At 67.9% G+C, this 14,625-nt stretch carries 16 protein-coding genes; 7 read left to right on the top strand and 9 right to left on the bottom strand.

What is annotated here, in order from left to right:
- Positions 1–46 precede the first annotated feature (46 nt).
- Complete coding sequence (locus WT53_RS11500) at positions 47–754, bottom strand: YceH family protein (protein WP_059826192.1); 708 nt, start codon at positions 752–754, stop codon at positions 47–49.
- 401 nt (positions 755–1,155) lie between these two features.
- Here WT53_RS11500 and WT53_RS11495 point away from each other — a divergent pair, with 401 nt between their 5' ends.
- Entirely contained in the window at positions 1,156–1,917 is a 762-nt protein-coding gene (locus WT53_RS11495; RefSeq protein WP_034205884.1) for an SDR family oxidoreductase, read from the top strand.
- A 16-nt stretch (positions 1,918–1,933) separates the two neighbouring features.
- Here WT53_RS11495 and WT53_RS11490 read toward each other — a convergent pair whose 3' ends face one another.
- From WT53_RS11490 to WT53_RS11480, 3 genes are read right to left on the bottom strand one after another with little or no spacing between them, the layout of a single operon-like run.
- Positions 1,934–2,638 carry an MOSC domain-containing protein gene (locus WT53_RS11490; protein ID WP_060259846.1) on the bottom strand — a complete coding sequence of 235 codons (705 nt, stop codon included), beginning with the start codon at positions 2,636–2,638 and terminating at the stop codon, positions 1,934–1,936.
- Positions 2,635–3,531 carry a dihydrodipicolinate synthase family protein gene (locus tag WT53_RS11485; RefSeq protein ID WP_060259844.1) on the bottom strand — a complete coding sequence of 299 codons (897 nt, stop codon included), beginning with the start codon at positions 3,529–3,531 and terminating at the stop codon, positions 2,635–2,637. Before WT53_RS11485 ends, WT53_RS11490 begins: the two co-directional genes overlap by 4 nt.
- 50 nt (positions 3,532–3,581) lie before the next feature.
- Positions 3,582–4,364, bottom strand: coding sequence for an aldolase (locus tag WT53_RS11480; RefSeq protein ID WP_060259841.1), 783 nt, complete (start codon positions 4,362–4,364; stop codon positions 3,582–3,584).
- A 133-nt stretch (positions 4,365–4,497) separates the two neighbouring features.
- On the opposite strand from WT53_RS11480, the gene WT53_RS11475 reads away from it, so the two are divergent.
- Both WT53_RS11475 and hutC read left to right on the top strand, forming a co-directional pair.
- The gene (locus WT53_RS11475; RefSeq protein ID WP_060259838.1) at positions 4,498–5,040 is read left to right on the top strand and encodes a helix-turn-helix domain-containing protein; all 543 of its coding nucleotides are present in this window, start codon (positions 4,498–4,500) and stop codon (positions 5,038–5,040) included.
- A 31-nt stretch (positions 5,041–5,071) separates the two neighbouring features.
- Positions 5,072–5,809: a histidine utilization repressor gene (hutC, locus tag WT53_RS11470; protein WP_059780171.1), complete on the top strand. Its 738-nt coding sequence runs from the start codon at positions 5,072–5,074 to the stop codon at positions 5,807–5,809.
- 77 nt (positions 5,810–5,886) lie between these two features.
- On the opposite strand, the gene WT53_RS11465 is transcribed toward hutC, so the two are convergent.
- Together WT53_RS11465 and WT53_RS11460 are read right to left on the bottom strand one after the other, a co-directional pair.
- The gene (locus WT53_RS11465) at positions 5,887–6,735 is read right to left on the bottom strand and encodes a phytanoyl-CoA dioxygenase family protein (RefSeq protein WP_059780172.1); all 849 of its coding nucleotides are present in this window, start codon (positions 6,733–6,735) and stop codon (positions 5,887–5,889) included.
- Positions 6,736–6,766: 31 nt separating this feature from the next.
- A complete protein-coding gene (locus WT53_RS11460) occupies positions 6,767–7,570 on the bottom strand; it encodes an ABC transporter substrate-binding protein (RefSeq protein ID WP_060259836.1) in 804 nt (267 codons plus the stop codon).
- A 468-nt stretch (positions 7,571–8,038) separates the two neighbouring features.
- Here WT53_RS11460 and WT53_RS11455 point away from each other — a divergent pair, with 468 nt between their 5' ends.
- The 3 genes from WT53_RS11455 to WT53_RS11445 all read left to right on the top strand — a co-directional run bounded on the left by WT53_RS11455 (position 8,039) and on the right by WT53_RS11445 (position 10,230).
- Positions 8,039–8,518 carry a helix-turn-helix domain-containing protein gene (locus WT53_RS11455; protein WP_060259833.1) on the top strand — a complete coding sequence of 160 codons (480 nt, stop codon included), beginning with the start codon at positions 8,039–8,041 and terminating at the stop codon, positions 8,516–8,518.
- Positions 8,515–9,207 (top strand): nucleotidyl transferase AbiEii/AbiGii toxin family protein, encoded by a 693-nt coding sequence (locus tag WT53_RS11450; RefSeq protein WP_060259832.1) that lies wholly within the window; start codon positions 8,515–8,517, stop codon positions 9,205–9,207. The genes WT53_RS11455 and WT53_RS11450 overlap by 4 nt, the downstream gene beginning before the upstream one ends.
- Before the next feature lie 159 nt (positions 9,208–9,366).
- Positions 9,367–10,230: a LysR family transcriptional regulator gene (locus WT53_RS11445; protein WP_034205875.1), complete on the top strand. Its 864-nt coding sequence runs from the start codon at positions 9,367–9,369 to the stop codon at positions 10,228–10,230.
- 37 nt (positions 10,231–10,267) lie between these two features.
- Here WT53_RS11445 and WT53_RS11440 read toward each other — a convergent pair whose 3' ends face one another.
- The 3 genes from WT53_RS11440 to WT53_RS11430 all read right to left on the bottom strand — a co-directional run bounded on the left by WT53_RS11440 (position 10,268) and on the right by WT53_RS11430 (position 13,291).
- The gene (locus WT53_RS11440; protein ID WP_373558446.1) at positions 10,268–10,717 is read right to left on the bottom strand and encodes a nuclear transport factor 2 family protein; all 450 of its coding nucleotides are present in this window, start codon (positions 10,715–10,717) and stop codon (positions 10,268–10,270) included.
- 122 nt (positions 10,718–10,839) lie between these two features.
- Positions 10,840–12,024 (bottom strand): amidohydrolase family protein, encoded by a 1,185-nt coding sequence (locus tag WT53_RS11435; RefSeq protein WP_060259826.1) that lies wholly within the window; start codon positions 12,022–12,024, stop codon positions 10,840–10,842.
- A 67-nt stretch (positions 12,025–12,091) separates the two neighbouring features.
- Complete coding sequence (locus WT53_RS11430) at positions 12,092–13,291, bottom strand: amidohydrolase family protein (RefSeq protein WP_060259823.1); 1,200 nt, start codon at positions 13,289–13,291, stop codon at positions 12,092–12,094.
- A 522-nt stretch (positions 13,292–13,813) separates the two neighbouring features.
- Here WT53_RS11430 and WT53_RS11425 point away from each other — a divergent pair.
- Positions 13,814–14,464 (top strand): glycine zipper 2TM domain-containing protein, encoded by a 651-nt coding sequence (locus WT53_RS11425; RefSeq protein WP_034205871.1) that lies wholly within the window; start codon positions 13,814–13,816, stop codon positions 14,462–14,464.
- The last annotated feature ends 161 nt before the right edge of the window (positions 14,465–14,625 follow it).

The raw sequence follows: 14,625 nt of genomic DNA, 5'->3' as shown, positions 1-14,625 counted from the left end.
TGACGCGGCGGTGCGCGCGCACCATCGCCATTGCGTCAGGAAGGGATCAGCCCGCGTCGCCCTGCGCGTCGACGTCGATCCCCAGTTCGCCGGCCATCCGGCGAACCAGCGCATTCAGCCGCGCCACTTCGTCCGCGAGGCGTTTCTGTTCGGCCTTCAGCGCTTCGAATTCGGAAGGCGGCACCGCCTCCGCGCCGCCGGCATCCGCGCTCGCAAAATCGGCCACGTTCACCGCGCCGCACATCAGATGCATCCAGCGGTTCTCGCGCGCGCCCGGTGCACGCGGCAGCCGAACGACGAGCGGTTGCGCGCGCGCCGCGAGTTCGTCGAGGAACGCCTCGACCGACGAGATATCCGCGAAGCCGTGCAGGCGCGCGCTGTTCAGGCGCAACTCGGCGGCCGTCTGCGGGCCGCGCAGCAACAGGATCGTCAACAGCGCGATCGCCTGGCTCGGAATGCCGAGTACGCGGTTCATGTTGTGCTCGAAACGCGGCACGCGGCTGCTGCTGCCCTCCATCACGAGGCTCAAGTGCTTCAGCCCGTCGAGCGCGGTCGTGACTTCGTCTTCGCTGACGTTCATCACCGGCGAGCGCGCGGTTTTCTGGTTGCAGCCCGCGGTCAGCGCGTTCAGCGACAGCGGGTAGGTATCCGGCACCGTGTGCTGTTTCTCGACGAGCACGCCGAGAATGCGGGCCTCGAGAGGCGTGAGTTCGCGAAGAGCGCGGGGCGTGGGCGTATCCGGCGTGGTGTTCATGAGTGGCGTCGCAGCGTGCAGCAGGTGAAGGGAAACGGTCGCGGCCCGTCCGGCGTCGCGCACGGGCGAGCCATATGATAGCTCGCGACGCGCGGCCCGGCGCCACTCGCCGCACCGGCGCGCGCACGCGCCGCAGCGGGCTTTCGTCGGACGTAGCGGCGCGCCCGATAGCGGGCGACGACGCGGCGACCCATGTGCACGGCGCCGCAGATTCGTCCTTCGCGCACGCCCGGGCGTTTGCGCGATGCGCATGCCGGCGCTACGATAGACGTTCATCCCGATATCAGCGGCGCCGCGCGCGGCCTTCACACGTCGATACCACGCATCGCTCGCGTTGAACGCGCTGCACCATACCGCGCGCCGCTCGCCAAACCCGTTCACGTCCTCACCGGTTCACCACCATGACTGCATCTTCTCCCGCACCCGTGCGCGCCATCGTCACCGGACACACGCGCGGCGTCGGCGCGGCGCTCGCCGAACAACTGCTGCAGGAAGGCATCGCCGTGCTCGGCGTGTCGCGCAGCCGTCATCCGTCGCTCGCGTCGCAGGCCGGCGAGCGCTTCGCCGAAGTCGAACTCGACCTGTCGGACTCGAAGACCATCGCGACCTGGCTGGCCGGCGACACCCTGCGCCGCTTCGTCGACGGCGCGTCGCTCGTGCTGCTGTTCAACAACGCGGGCATCGTCGATCCGATCGGCCCGCTCGCCGCGCAGGACCCGGCGATCGTCGCCCGCGCGGTCGGCCTGAACGTCGCCGCGCCGCTGATGCTGTCGGCCGCGCTCGCACAGGCCGCGTCGGCCGCGACCGAATGCCGGATCGTGCACCTGTCGAGCGGTGCGGCCCGCAACGCGTATGCGGGCTGGAGCGTCTACTGCGCGACCAAGGCCGCGCTCGATCACCATGCGCGCGCCGTCGCGCTCGACGCGAACGGCGCGCTGCGCATCTGCAGCGTCGCACCGGGCGTCGTCGACACGGGCATGCAGGCCACGATCCGCGCGACCGGCAAAGACGATTTCCCGATGCGCGAGAAATTCGACGAGCTGAAGTCGAGTGGCGCGCTCGCGACGCCCGAGGCAACCGCCCGGCAACTGATCGGCTATGCGCTGAGCGACGCATTCGGCAACGAGCCGACGGCCGACGTGCGCAACCTGCCGACGAAGTAGCATCGGACGCGGCGCGTCATCCTTCGAGCCGCTTCGTCCAGTCTTCGACCTGCCGCGCCGTCCGGCGCTTTTCCAGCATCCTGCGCCAGCCGGGCGGCAGCAACGGCACGTCGCACAGCGCATCGAGCGCGGCCATGTCGAGCGTGCGTCGATACAGCACGTCGAGCACCGTCGACAGCGGCCATTGCGGGTAGCGGCGCGCGTGGAGCGCGAGCACATCGCCCGCCGCCACCCAGCCCTCCTGCAACACGCGGTAGTACCAGCCGGTCCGGCCGCTTTGCTGCACGAGCGCCGCCATCCGCGGATGATCGAAACGCGCGTTGAGCTTCCAGCACGGCTGCCGCGACTGCGAGACCTGGAGCACCGCGCCGCCGAGCGTGAACACGTCACCGAGACACACGTCGTGCTCGGTGATGCCGCGCGTCGACAGGTTCTCGCCGAACGCGCCCGGCCGGGCGAGCACGTCGCGCGCGCCGATCTGCCCGACCCACCACGCATAGTGATCGTGCGCATAGTGATGAACGGCCTTGTCGGGGCCGCCGTGATGCCGCGCATCGGCCTGCGCGTCGCCGGCGAAGCCGAGCGCGCCCAGCCACAGGCGTGCATCCACCGGCTGCTTGTCGATCGCGCTTGCGTGCGGCGTGCCGGCGAGCGGACGGCTCGCGCCGATCCGCACCGCGCCGATGGCGGCCGCGATCGCCGGCCGGGCGTCGTCGCTCATGCGGCCACCCCGTCCGGCCGCGCCGCGAGCAGTCGTTCGAGTTCGCGCGTGCGTGCTTCGCCGAGCGGCAGCAGCGGCCGCCGCGGTTCGCCGGCATCGAAGCCGCGCAGCCTCAACCCGGCCTTCACGGTCACCGGCAACCCGCCGTTGACGATGAACTGCAGCAACGGCAACTGCGCGTGAAAAACCGATCGGGCGCGTGCGAGATCGCCAGTGCGCATCGCATCGAACAACGCGAGCGGCAACGCGGCATTCAGGTTCGGCGCGGCCGTGCACCATCCCGCCGCGCCCGCGGCCAGCGCGGCGAGCGCCATCGGATTGCTGCCGTTGTAGAACGGGATCGTCCCGTCGCTCAATTGCGCGAGCCGATGCATCCGGCCGATGTCGCCGGTGCTCTCCTTGACCATCGTCACGTTGTCGACGGTGCGGCAGATCGTCGTGATCAGGTCTGGCGACATGTCGACGCCGCTCGTCGCCGGGTTGTTGTACAGCATGATCGGGATGCCGATCGCTGCACCGATCGCGCGGTAATGCGCGACGATCTCGTCGTTGCCGAGCTTCCAGTACGACACCGGCAGCACCATCACCGCATCGGCGCCGGCCTGCTCGGCGAAGCGGGCACGGCGCACCGCGCCCGCCGTGGTGAGATCGGAAATGCCGACGACGGTCGGCACGCGCCGGCGCACCGCGCGAATCGACGCGGTGGCGACGGCCTCCCATTCGGCATCGGACAGGTAGGCGCTTTCGCCGGTACTGCCCAGCGGCGCGATCGCGTGAACGCCGTCGGCGATCAGGCGCTCGATCAGCGCGTCGAGCGCGCTCAGGTCGACGCCGCCGTCGGCGGAGAACGGCGTAACCGGGTAGGCAATGATGCCTTTCAGCAGAATCGTCATGATTCGTATTCCTCACTGATTGTCTGACGGTATCGGAACGGCACGCTCGTTTACGCGACGCAGTCCCGATGCGTACGCAACGCGCGGCGCGCGTAGTAGTAGAACGTCACCGCGTCGCGCTTCGGCTTCGAGATCCAGTCGTGCGCTTCTCGCGCGAGCGCGGGCGGTACCGGCTTGATCTCGCCGGCCGACATCGCGAGCAGTTGCAGCTTCGCGGCGCGCTCGATCAGCAGCGCGAGCATGCACGCCTCCTCGATCGTCTTGCCGACCACGAGCTGGCCGTGATGCGACAGCAGGATCGCGCGCTTGCTGCCGAGCGCCTTCGAGATGATCTCGCCCTCCTCGTTGCCGACCGGCACGCCCGGCCAGTCCTTCAGGAACGCGCAATCGTCGTACAGCGGGCAGGTGTCCATGTGCGACACCACGAGCGGCTGCTCGAGCATCGACAGCGCCGCGACATGCGCCGGATGCGTGTGGATGATGCAGTTCACGTCCGGGCGCTCGCGATAGATCCACGTATGGAACCGGTTGGCCGGATTCGGAATGCCTTCGCCGTCGACGACGTCGAGATCCTCGTTCACGCGCAGCAGGTTCGCGGCCGAGATCTCGTCGAAGCCGAGCCCGAGCCGCTGCGTGTAGTAGGTGCCGGCCGCATCCGCGCGGCAGGTGATCTGCCCGGCCAGGCCCGAGTCGTGGCCGGCGTCGAACAGGATCCGGCACGTCAGCGCGAGCTTTTGCCGCGCGGACCAGCCGCTGTCGCCCACCTCGCTTTCAAGGCGCCGCTCCGCCAGCGCGACCAGCGCTTCCTTCGTCAAATTCAGCGTTTCCGCCATGTTCGCCTCCTGAATGCACCGGGTCTGCCGCGCCGTCCGCGGCCGTTTCCCCGAGCACATGACACACAATACACCGAATGACACTTTGTGTCATGCGTTACAATCGATTCTTCGAAGGACACTTGACGCCCCCATGACGATTCGCCTGAAGCTGCTCAGAAAACAAAAAGGCTGGACGCTCGACGTGCTGGCCGACGAGACCGGCCTCACCAAGAGCTACCTGTCGAAGGTCGAGCGCGGCCTGAGCGTGCCGTCGATCGCGGTCGCGCTGAAGCTGTCGAAGGCGCTGAACGTCGACGTCGAGCAACTGTTCTCGGAAAGCCGCAACCGCGAGCTGATCACGGTCACGCGCGCCGGCGAGCGCACCGCGATGGGCGGGGCGACCGACGGCCACGCGCACCGTTTCGAGAGCATCGCGGCCGGGGTCGCGCCGAAGAAGATGCTGCCGTTCGTCGTGCATCCGCCGCGCGAATTCGTCGCGTCGACGTTCCGCGAGCACGAAGGCGAGGAATTCCTGTTCGTGCACAAGGGGCGGGTCGAAATCGAATTTCCGAACGAGACGGTGCAACTCAGGGCCGGCGATTCAGTCTATTTCAACGCACTCATTCCCCACCGCACGCGCAGCCTCGGCACCGCGCAGGCGGAGATTCTGGTCATCGTCAGCCACGACGACTAGCCTCGTCACTTCTTCGCGCAAGGATCTTCCGATGGTCACCAGGGCCACCGCACCGTTCCAGCAGATCAAGACGCTCGTTCGCCAGAACGTCGAGTCCGGCGACTGGCGCCCCGGCGACCGCATTCCGTCCGAACTCGATCTCGCCGCGCAGTTCGGCGTCGCGCGCATGACGGTCAACCGCGCACTGCGCGAGCTGACCGAGGAAGGCGTGCTGAAGCGCATCGCGGGCGTCGGCACGTTCGTCGCCGAGGTGAAGCCGCAGTCGAACCTGCTGATGATCGCGCATATCCGCGACGAGATCCGTGCGCGCGGGCACGAGTACCGCTGCCGCGTGCTCAGTCAGGCGCGCGAGCCCGCGTCGTTCGACGTCGCGGCCGCGTTCGGCCTGCCGGTCAATACGCCGGTCTTTCACGTGGTGTGCGTGCACGAGGAAAACGGCCGCCCGATCCAGCTCGAGGATCGCTACGTGAACCCGGCTGCCGCGCCCGGCTTCATCGATCAGGATTTCCGGGTCGAGCCGCCATCCGAGTACCTGTACAACAACGTGTCGCACTACGAACTGGAAATCGAGCACGTCGTCGACGCGTCGCTGCCCACCGGCGAACAGGCACGGCTGCTCGACATGCGCGCCGACGAACCGTGCCTCACGCTCACGCGCCGCACGTGGACGGACGGGCTGCCCGTCACGTTCGTGCACTTCCTGCATCCGGGCAACCGCTACCGGCTCGGCTCGCGCTTCAAGCCGGGCGCGGGGCGCCACCCGACCTGATCCTGCGTCGCACGCCCGCGAACACACGTCGGCCGTTTCGTCATGAAACGGCCGACGTGTTCATTCGCTACGTCGGGTCAGATCGCGCCAACCTGCCCCGCCTCGCGCGACCACACGACCGGAAACAGCGGGTGATCGAGCGGCGCGCCGTCGGCCAGCTGTTCCGCGAGCCCGGGAAAATCGGGCGACGTTTTCCAGCGGCGCGGCGCGTGACGGACATCGTCGCCGACGAAGCGGATCGAGAACGCGCGCCGGCGGTTCCGCGTGCCGCCCGACGCATGCAGCGTGAGCATCCGGAAGCACACCATGTCGCCGGGTTCGAGCGCCCAGCGGCGGATCGGGAAGGCCGCACGGTCGGCTTCGATGTCGGGCAGATCGGCGAGGCTGCCTTCCGGGAACCACTTCGCCTCCTTGTCCATGAACGTGCGCGGCATCAGCCACGGCCCGCGATGCGAGCCGGCGACGAATTCCAGCGTCGATTCGAGCGGCACCGGGTCGACCGGAATCCACATGCTGACGTTGTCGTCGCCTTCGATGTTGTAGTACGGCTGGTCCTGATGCCACGGCGTGCGCTGCCGCGTGCCGGGCTCCTTCACGAGCAGATGGTCGTGATGCAGCCGCACGTTGTCCGTGCCCATCAGCGCGGCGGCGACCGACGGCGCCGGCGAGCGCACGATGAAGTCGCGATACGCGTCGTTGTGCTGCCAGTTGCAGAAATCCTCGAAGAACCAGCCCGGATCGTCGGGCCGGCTCGCGACTTTCGCGCGTTCGCTCGGCTGCGCGAGGTTCGCGTCGATGCCGGCCCGCAACGCGGCCACTTCGTCGGGCGAAAAAATGCCCTTGATGCAGACCGCGCCTTCGTCGCGGAACGCGGCGATCAGTTCGGGCGTCACGGCTTGCGCGACGCGCTCCTGGATACTCGTCATGGTGTACCTGTCGATCGAATGGGTCACGGGGTCACGGCGCCGAAGTCAGTTGCTGCTTCGCGCCGTAGATGTCGAAGTCGAAGTATTTCGCGGCGATCTTCTGGTATGTGCCGTTCGCGCGAATCGCGACGATCGCGTCGTTCAGCCGCTTCTTCATGTCGGCGTCGCCCTTGCGTATGCCCATCGCGACGCCGTAGCCGGTGATCCGCACGTCGGTCACGTCCGGGCCCGCGAACGCGTAGCCCTTGCCGCGCGGCGTCTTCAGGAACGAGTAGCCGGCTTGCGTCTTGTCCTGGAAGGTCGCGTCGAGGCGGCCGTTGACGAGATCCTGATACACCTGGTCCTGATTCTGGTACGAGACGATCGTCACGCCCTTGGTCGCCCATTCGGCCTTCGCGTACGCCTCCTGCGTCGTGCCCTGGTCGATCCCGACGCGCTTGCCGGCGAGCGACGCGGCGGTCGGCAGCAGCTTCGAGCCGACCGGCGCGACGAGCGCGCCCGGCGACGCATACAGCTTGTTCGAGAAGTCGATCTGCTTGAGCCGCTCGTCGGTGGCCGTCATCGCGGACATGATCACGTCGAACTTGCGTGCGCGCAGCGCCGGGATCATCCCGTCGAAGCCCTGCTCGACCCACACGCACTTCGCATGCAGTTGCTCGCAGATCGCATTGCGCAGGTCGATGTCGAAACCGGCGAGCGAGCCGTCGGGCTGCTTCGCCTCGAACGGCGGATACGTGGGATCGATACCCCAGCGGATCGTCGACGTGTCCTGCGCGAACGACGTGAGCGGCGCGAACGCCAGCGCGGTAACGAGGAACTTGGCGATACGGTTCATGGCGTGTCCTTGAAAGTCTCGACGCGGCGGGCGACGCCGGCGTCCGGTGAAGGCGCCGCGACGGACTGCCGGCGCGAGGCGCGAAAGACGGGGGACTTCGATGAAACTGCGATGCAGTCTAGACCGCCAGATTTCCGAGTGCAAGCGGAAGGAAGCGGAGACAGGATGGATCGAGGTCCAGCGGACGCGGAAAGACGGGGCGACGCTTTATTTATGGCTGATTTACGGGACTGTCAGGGTGTTTACCCTGTGCGTCGCGCGTCCCCCATAGCGGGCGTTTTTCCGGATGCCCACGGGGCAATGATGTCGATATATGCGATCTGAGCGGCGCCTCGAACGAGGCGTGCCTCAGCGAAATCACGATGCGACCTATACCGCATCGAAAACTCCCTCGGAGGTAGTAACCCGGTCAAAAATGTAATATATACTTTACATTGAAGCGCAACGAATCCGCGTCTAGAGGTGAACATGCAACTCTATGAAATCGGTCAGGCCATCGCCAAGCGGCGAGCCGAACTCGATCTCACGCAGGCCCAACTTGCCAAGCTCGCCGGGCTGTCTCGCCTTACCATCAACCAGCTCGAAAGCGGCAAGGTGAAGGATCTCGGCATCAACAAGCTCATCCCGTTGCTCAGCGTGCTCGGCATCGAACTCCTGGCGCTGCCGCGGCAGGCTCAAAACGGTCTCCACAAGGCCGTCGTGAGCGCGAACGTGAGCTACAAGGGCGAATTGACCGAACGACTGCTGGCCGACGCATTGGCCACCGGACGGATTCCTGAAGGATACGCATCGCAGTTCTCCGTCATCCTCGACGAAGTGCCGCTGCCTGTCGTCGTGAAGGCGGCCGAGGAAGCCGCCGAGCGCTCGGGCACCCCGCTTCGGACCATCTGGAAAAACCTTGCCGCGTGGTCGAAGGATCTCCATCTGTATCGGGAGGTATGGGTATGACCGCACCATCCACGTTGCCCGACGGACCGTGGCAGGGTCTTTTTCGCCACGCGCTGACACTGGTCGACGAGATACGGAAGCACGGCACGCCGAATCCGTTCTGGACGTTCGGTGGGGGCACGGTTCTCATGCTGCGCCACGGCCATCGCGTCAGCAAGGACGTGGACATCTTCGTACCCGACCCGCAGTATCTCGGGTACGTGAATCCCCGCATCAGCGACGCCGCGTCCGACATCACGATGGACTACGAGGAACACGCCAGCTTCGTGAAGCTGGTGCTGCCCAACGGCGAAATCGACTTCGTCGTCTCCCGGAATCTGACGTCTCCCGGCTACGACGAATGGATGCTGATGAATCATGTCGTCAAGGTGGAGACTTCCGCGGAAATCGTCGCCAAGAAAATGTGGCATCGCGGCGATCGTCCGACCGCGCGGGATCTGTTCGACCTGTGCGTGGTCATCGAGCGCGAGCCGGAAAGCCTGATGGAAGCCGCCGGTGCGTTCCTCGTTCGGCATCGCGACACGTTTCTGCGTCTGCTCAACGAACATCGCGCGTTCGTACAGCCGCGCTTCGACGCCATCCGGACACTCGACTACACGCCATCGTTCGACTATTGCGTCGAACTGGCCGAAGCGTTCCTGCGGAAACTCCCCGACAGCACGCCCGAACCAAAATCGCGCGCCCGCTAAGACTTGCGCCCCTCCCGCCCCCACCCGATCTCCGCCGCCCGTGGCGTCGCGCCCCCCCGCCGGGTCCGGCGAAACCGCGATTGCCTGCGATGGGCGGCCATGTTAAAAGTCGTCGCACGCATTTGAAAACGAAATGCTCGAATTCACAGAAGTACAAAAATGAATAGACCCCTGTTCGACATCGACCTGTTGCGCGCGCTGGTGATGGTCGCCGACTGCGGCAGTTTCACGACGGCTTCCGCGCGCCTGCATTCGACGCAGTCGACGGTCAGCCAGAAGGTGCGCCGGCTCGAGGAAATCGCCGGCCACCGCCTGCTCGACCGCGGCACGCGCGACGTGCGGCCGACCGACGCGGGCGTGACGGTGCTCAGCTATGCGCGGCGCATGCTCGCGCTGAACGACGAGATGCTGGAAGCGCTGTCGGGCGCGACGGTCGCGCTGACGATCCGGCTCGGCGTACCCGACGATTTCGCGGCGGGCCGCACGACCCATGCGCTCGCGGCGTTCAAGCGCGAGCATCCGCAGGTGAAGCTCGAAGTGACGTGTGGATTGAGCCGCGACATCAGCGCCGCGTACGATCGCGGCGAACTCGATCTCGTATTGATCAAGCAGCGGCGCGACAGCCGCGAGGCGGTCGTGCGCTGGCCCGAGAAGCTGCGCTGGATCGACAGCGCGAAGCATCCGTCGATCGATCTCGACCCGGTGCCGATCGTCGTGTTCCCGCCGCGCGGGCTGTACCGCGACGACATGATCAAGGCGATCGAGGAGCGCGGCCGCCGCTGGCGGATCAGCTTCACGACGTCGAGCCTGAGCGGGATCCAGGCAGCCGTCGCGGACGGCCTCGGCATCAGCGTGCTGCCCGCGCGCGTGGTGACGGACGAGCACGTGGTGCTGACCGCGAAGCAGGGCTTCGCACCGATCGAGCACATGGACATCGCGATCCTGCACCGGCCGACGGCCGACCCGATGGTCGGCGCGCTGACGAAGACGCTCGCGGCGATGCTGGAACTCGAAGGGCGGTAAGCGAGACGCGCCCCCGATCCGGCCGCACGGCCGCGCGTCAGAACATCGTGTTGCCGTTCGCCGCCTGCTCGGGCACCGGCTGGTTGACGTCCCAGTGTTCGACGATCTTGCCGTGCTCGAGCCGGAAGATGTCCATGATCGCGCTGCCGCGCGTGCCGGGTTCGCGCACCGCGTGCACGTGCAGGATCACGTAGTCGCCGTCGACGAACGCGCGCTTGATCTCGCTGTGCGACTGCGGATATTTGTCGCGCAGAAACGCGACGAACTGGCGAAAACCGTCGCGCCCGTCGGCCGCGTTCGGGTTGTGCTGCACGTAGCGATCGCCGACATACGCGAGCGCGGCGTCCGCATCCTTCTCGTTCAAGCCTTTCTCATAGAACGCCAGCACCGTCCGGCGATTGGCCTCCTGCTGCGTGTCGCTCGCGCCGGCGGCCGCGGCATGCGCGGCCGTCACCGCGAACGTCGCCGCCGCGATCCATCGTGTCATCCGTCCTGCTGCCATGCGTCGCATCTCGATCTCCCGGTCGAATCGTTGAAGGCCCGATCATACCGAGGACACCGCCCATGCACGCCCGGACGCGTTGACGCACCCGAGCGGGCCGCCCGCACTCACACCAGCGCGCCGTTGCGCGCGACGATCTTCCCGGACGACACGACGAGACGCCGCACCGGCCGCGCGACGACGGCCTCGGCGAACGTCAGCGCATCGACGAGCACGACGTCCGCGCGGCAGCCTGGCTGCAGCCCGTAATCCGCGAACCCGCAGCCGCGCGCCGCACCGTGCGTCACGCAGTCGAGCGCGACTTCGAGCGCATCGTCGCGGCGGAAATCGTTGCGCATGCCGATCAGCATCGCGCGCTCGAGCATGTCGGGCGAGCCGTACGGCGTCCACGTATCGCGCACGCCGTCGTTGCCGCCGATCACGGTCACGCCCGCCGCACGGCACGCGGCCACCGGCGGCACCGGTACTGCGGCCGGCGCAGTCGTGACGATCGCGACGCCGAGCTCGGCCATCCGCGCGAGCAGCGCATCGCGCTCGCGTTCGGCGATATCGCCGAGGCAGAAACCGTGGCTGATCGTGACCTTTCCCTGCATGCCGTGAGCCGCGGTACGCTGCAGGATCAGGTCGAGCGAGTACGCGCCCATCGACCCGCGCTCATGCAGATGGATATCGAGCCCGCGGCCGTGGCGCGCGGCGATCGCGAACAGCACGTCCACCGCCTCGATCGGATCGCCTTCGATCGCACACGGATCGAGCCCGCCGAGCAGGTCGGCGCCGGCGTCGAGCGCGTCCGACAACAGCGCATCGGTGCCCGGCCGCTTAAGGACACCCGATTGCGGAAACGCGACGATCTGGATCTCGACCTGCCCGCGCAGCGTCTCGCGCGTGGCCAGCACGCCGTTCAGGTGGCGCAGCCCGGCCTGGGTATCGACGTCGACGTGGGTACGAATGCGCGTCGTGCCGGCCGCGAGGAATGCGCGCGCCAGCGCGAGCGATGCGGCGCCCGCGTCATGGCCGCTCGTCGCGCGATAGTGGCGCTCGTTCTCGATGCGGTCGACGAGGCGCGGCCCGACCTGGTTGCGATACCACGGCATCCCCCAGTGGGTCTTGTCGAGGTGCGTATGGCCTTCGACGAGGCCGGGCAGCGCCAACGCGCCCGCGCCGTCCTCGATCGCGCAGCCGGCGGGCGCATCGAGCGACGGGCCGACGCGCGCGATGCGATCGCGTTCGATCAGGATATCGAGCGCGGCGTCGGCATTCGTGCGGACATTGCGGATCAGCAGGTTCGTCATGTCGGGTCCGGTCGGGTCGGTCGGTGCAAGGCGGGCACGGCGCGCGCCGTGCCGCCGCTCGGGTGGGTCAGCGCGTAAAGCGCAGCGACGGCGCGAACGGCGCGTCCGTATCGCTTTCGCCGCGGCGGAACACCCAGCGTTCGGCCGGCACGCCCGCGACGGCCGCCGCCGCATTCGGCGCGCGCACCGCGACGAAGCTCGCGTCGCAGCCGACCGCGATTCCGTAGTTCTCCTTGCCGATTGCGCGCGCGCCGGCGTGCGTCGCCATGTCGAGCGCGACGCCGAGCGCCTCGTCGGTGTAGAAGCCCGACCGGTAGCCGACCATCATCGCGCGCTGCAACATGTCGCCGTTGCCGTACGGCCACCACGCGTCGCGAATGTTGTCGTTGCCCGCGAACACGTGCACGTCCGCGTCGCGCAGCCGTTGCACCGGCGGGAACGCGCAGTCGCCCGGCGCATTCGTCAGGATCGATACGCCGGCTTCGGCCAACACCGCGGCCGTACGCCGCACGTCGTCATCGCTCACCTGGCCGAGCGCGTACGCATGGCTCACGTTCACACGCCCGCCGAGCCCGGCCGCGCGCGTGCGCGCCGCAATCCGCAGCAGTTGCGCGATGCCGGTTTCCGCCGGTTCGTGCAGGTGGATGTCGATTTTCGCGCCGCGCTTCTCGGCGATGCCGAACACGATGTCGAGCTGGCCGTCCGCGTCGCCGTCGAGCGTCGTCGGGTCGATCCCGCCGACCACGTCCGCGCCTTCGCGCACGGCGGCATCGAGTATCTCGGCGGTGCCCGGGCACGTGATCACGCCGGCCTGCGGAAACGCGACCAGTTCGATGTCGACGATCCCGCGCCATCGTTCGCGCGCGGCCATCACCGCGTGCAGGTTCGACAGGCCCGTCGTCGCGTCGACGTCGACGTGGCTGCGCATCGCAATCGTGCCGAACGCGGCGGCCTGCGCGATCAACGCGTTCGCACGCTCGACGATCGGCGGCGCGGCCGCGAGCTGGCGCTTCTCGGCCGCGAGCCGCTCGCGCAGCGAGCCGGCCGGTTCGTGCGGCACCCAGCGATCGCCGACGAAGCTCTTGTCGAGATGGATATGGCCGTCGACGAAACCGGGCAGCACGACGCGGCCGTCGAGGTCGATCGTCTGCGCGCCGGGCGCGGCTGCGCAATCGGCGCCGATCGCGGCGAAGCGGCCGTCGCGGACGACGAGGTTGACGGGTTGGCCGCCGGCGTCGACGGCATTGATGAAGAATCGTTCGGTCATGGCCTGGAATAGGGGGTGGTCGCGGCGCGACACCGGCGCGGACAGGGGAAGGAACCGCAGCCGGCGCGGCGCGACCGTTGGCAGGGAATCCGGCCACGATATCGGACGCCGCTGCCCGAGGCCAATTAAATGTCGCGATGCCGCGCATTCGATTTCGCGATGTGCGGCGCGCAGGCGCCCCGGACCGGGTGCGACGGCGAGCGCGATCGACGGGGAAAGGGCCGACCGGTCGGCGGCCGCGCATCGCCCATCGCCCATCGCCCGTATCGCCCGTATCGCCCGTATCGCCTGCATCGCCTGCGTCGTCTTCGTCGTCCGCATGCGAGCGCCGGGAAGCCGCGTCGCCGCGTTGCCGGACGGGGCTTCGGCGCCCCGTCCGACCGGCGATTTACGCGGCAACAGACTTTACACGTTGTTACCCGGCCGCACCGGACGCGCATCCGCCCATTCCTTATACTCACGCCGAGTTCGCCACCCGTGTCGGGAATCCATCGGCGGACACGTTGCCGATGCAGGAAACCCATGATGCACATGCCTTCCACGAAGACCGTTCTGTTCGCCTCGCTCGTCGCCGTGGCGGCGCTTCCGCTCACCGCGTGCGTCGCGCCGGGCTACTACGGCGCGCAGCCGGGCTATCCGCAGCAGCAGCAATACGCGACGCCCGGCTATGCGCAACCCGCGTATTCGCAACCGGGCTACGTGCAGCAGCAGCCGGCGTATCCGAACCAGGCGCCGCAACCGTACGATCAATACGGCAACCCGTCGCAGTACGGCTCGCAGCCGTATGACCAGTACGGCAATCAGCAACAGCAATACGCGAACCCGTACGGCACGCAATACGGCACCGTCGCGAATATCCAGCCGGTCAACGGCTCGGTCGGCCCGTCGGGTGTCGCCGGCACCGTCGTCGGTGCGCTGGTCGGCGGCCTGGTGGGCAACCAGTTCGGCCGCGGTCATGGCCGCGATGCGGCGACGGTGATCGGCGCGCTCGGCGGTGCGGTGGCGGGCAACCAGATCGGCCAGCAGATGGGCGCCGCGCAAGGCCCCAGCAGCTACCGGATCGACGTGCAGGTCAGCGACGGCTCGATGCGCTCGTTCGACGTGCAGTCGCCGGGCAACCTGCGTCCGGGCGACCGCGTGCAGATCAACGGCAATCAGCTGTCGCGCTATTGATGCCCGTCGCGTGCGCGTGAGCGGATCTCGCGCGTGCCGGGCATTCGGCGTCGGGCGCCGGTTCGGCGCAACGGCACATGTGCCCGGCGTCCCTTCGTCGATGGCGGCGCGCCCCGCCGTCATCACCGTCTTCCCGGTTCACGATCGTGCCCGCACCGGGC

The organism is Burkholderia sp. MSMB2157WGS, from assembly GCF_001532755.1.
GTDB lineage: Bacteria > Pseudomonadota > Gammaproteobacteria > Burkholderiales > Burkholderiaceae > Burkholderia.
Note: the sequence above shows the minus strand (reverse complement) of the source record. Positions and strands in the feature narration are given on the sequence as shown.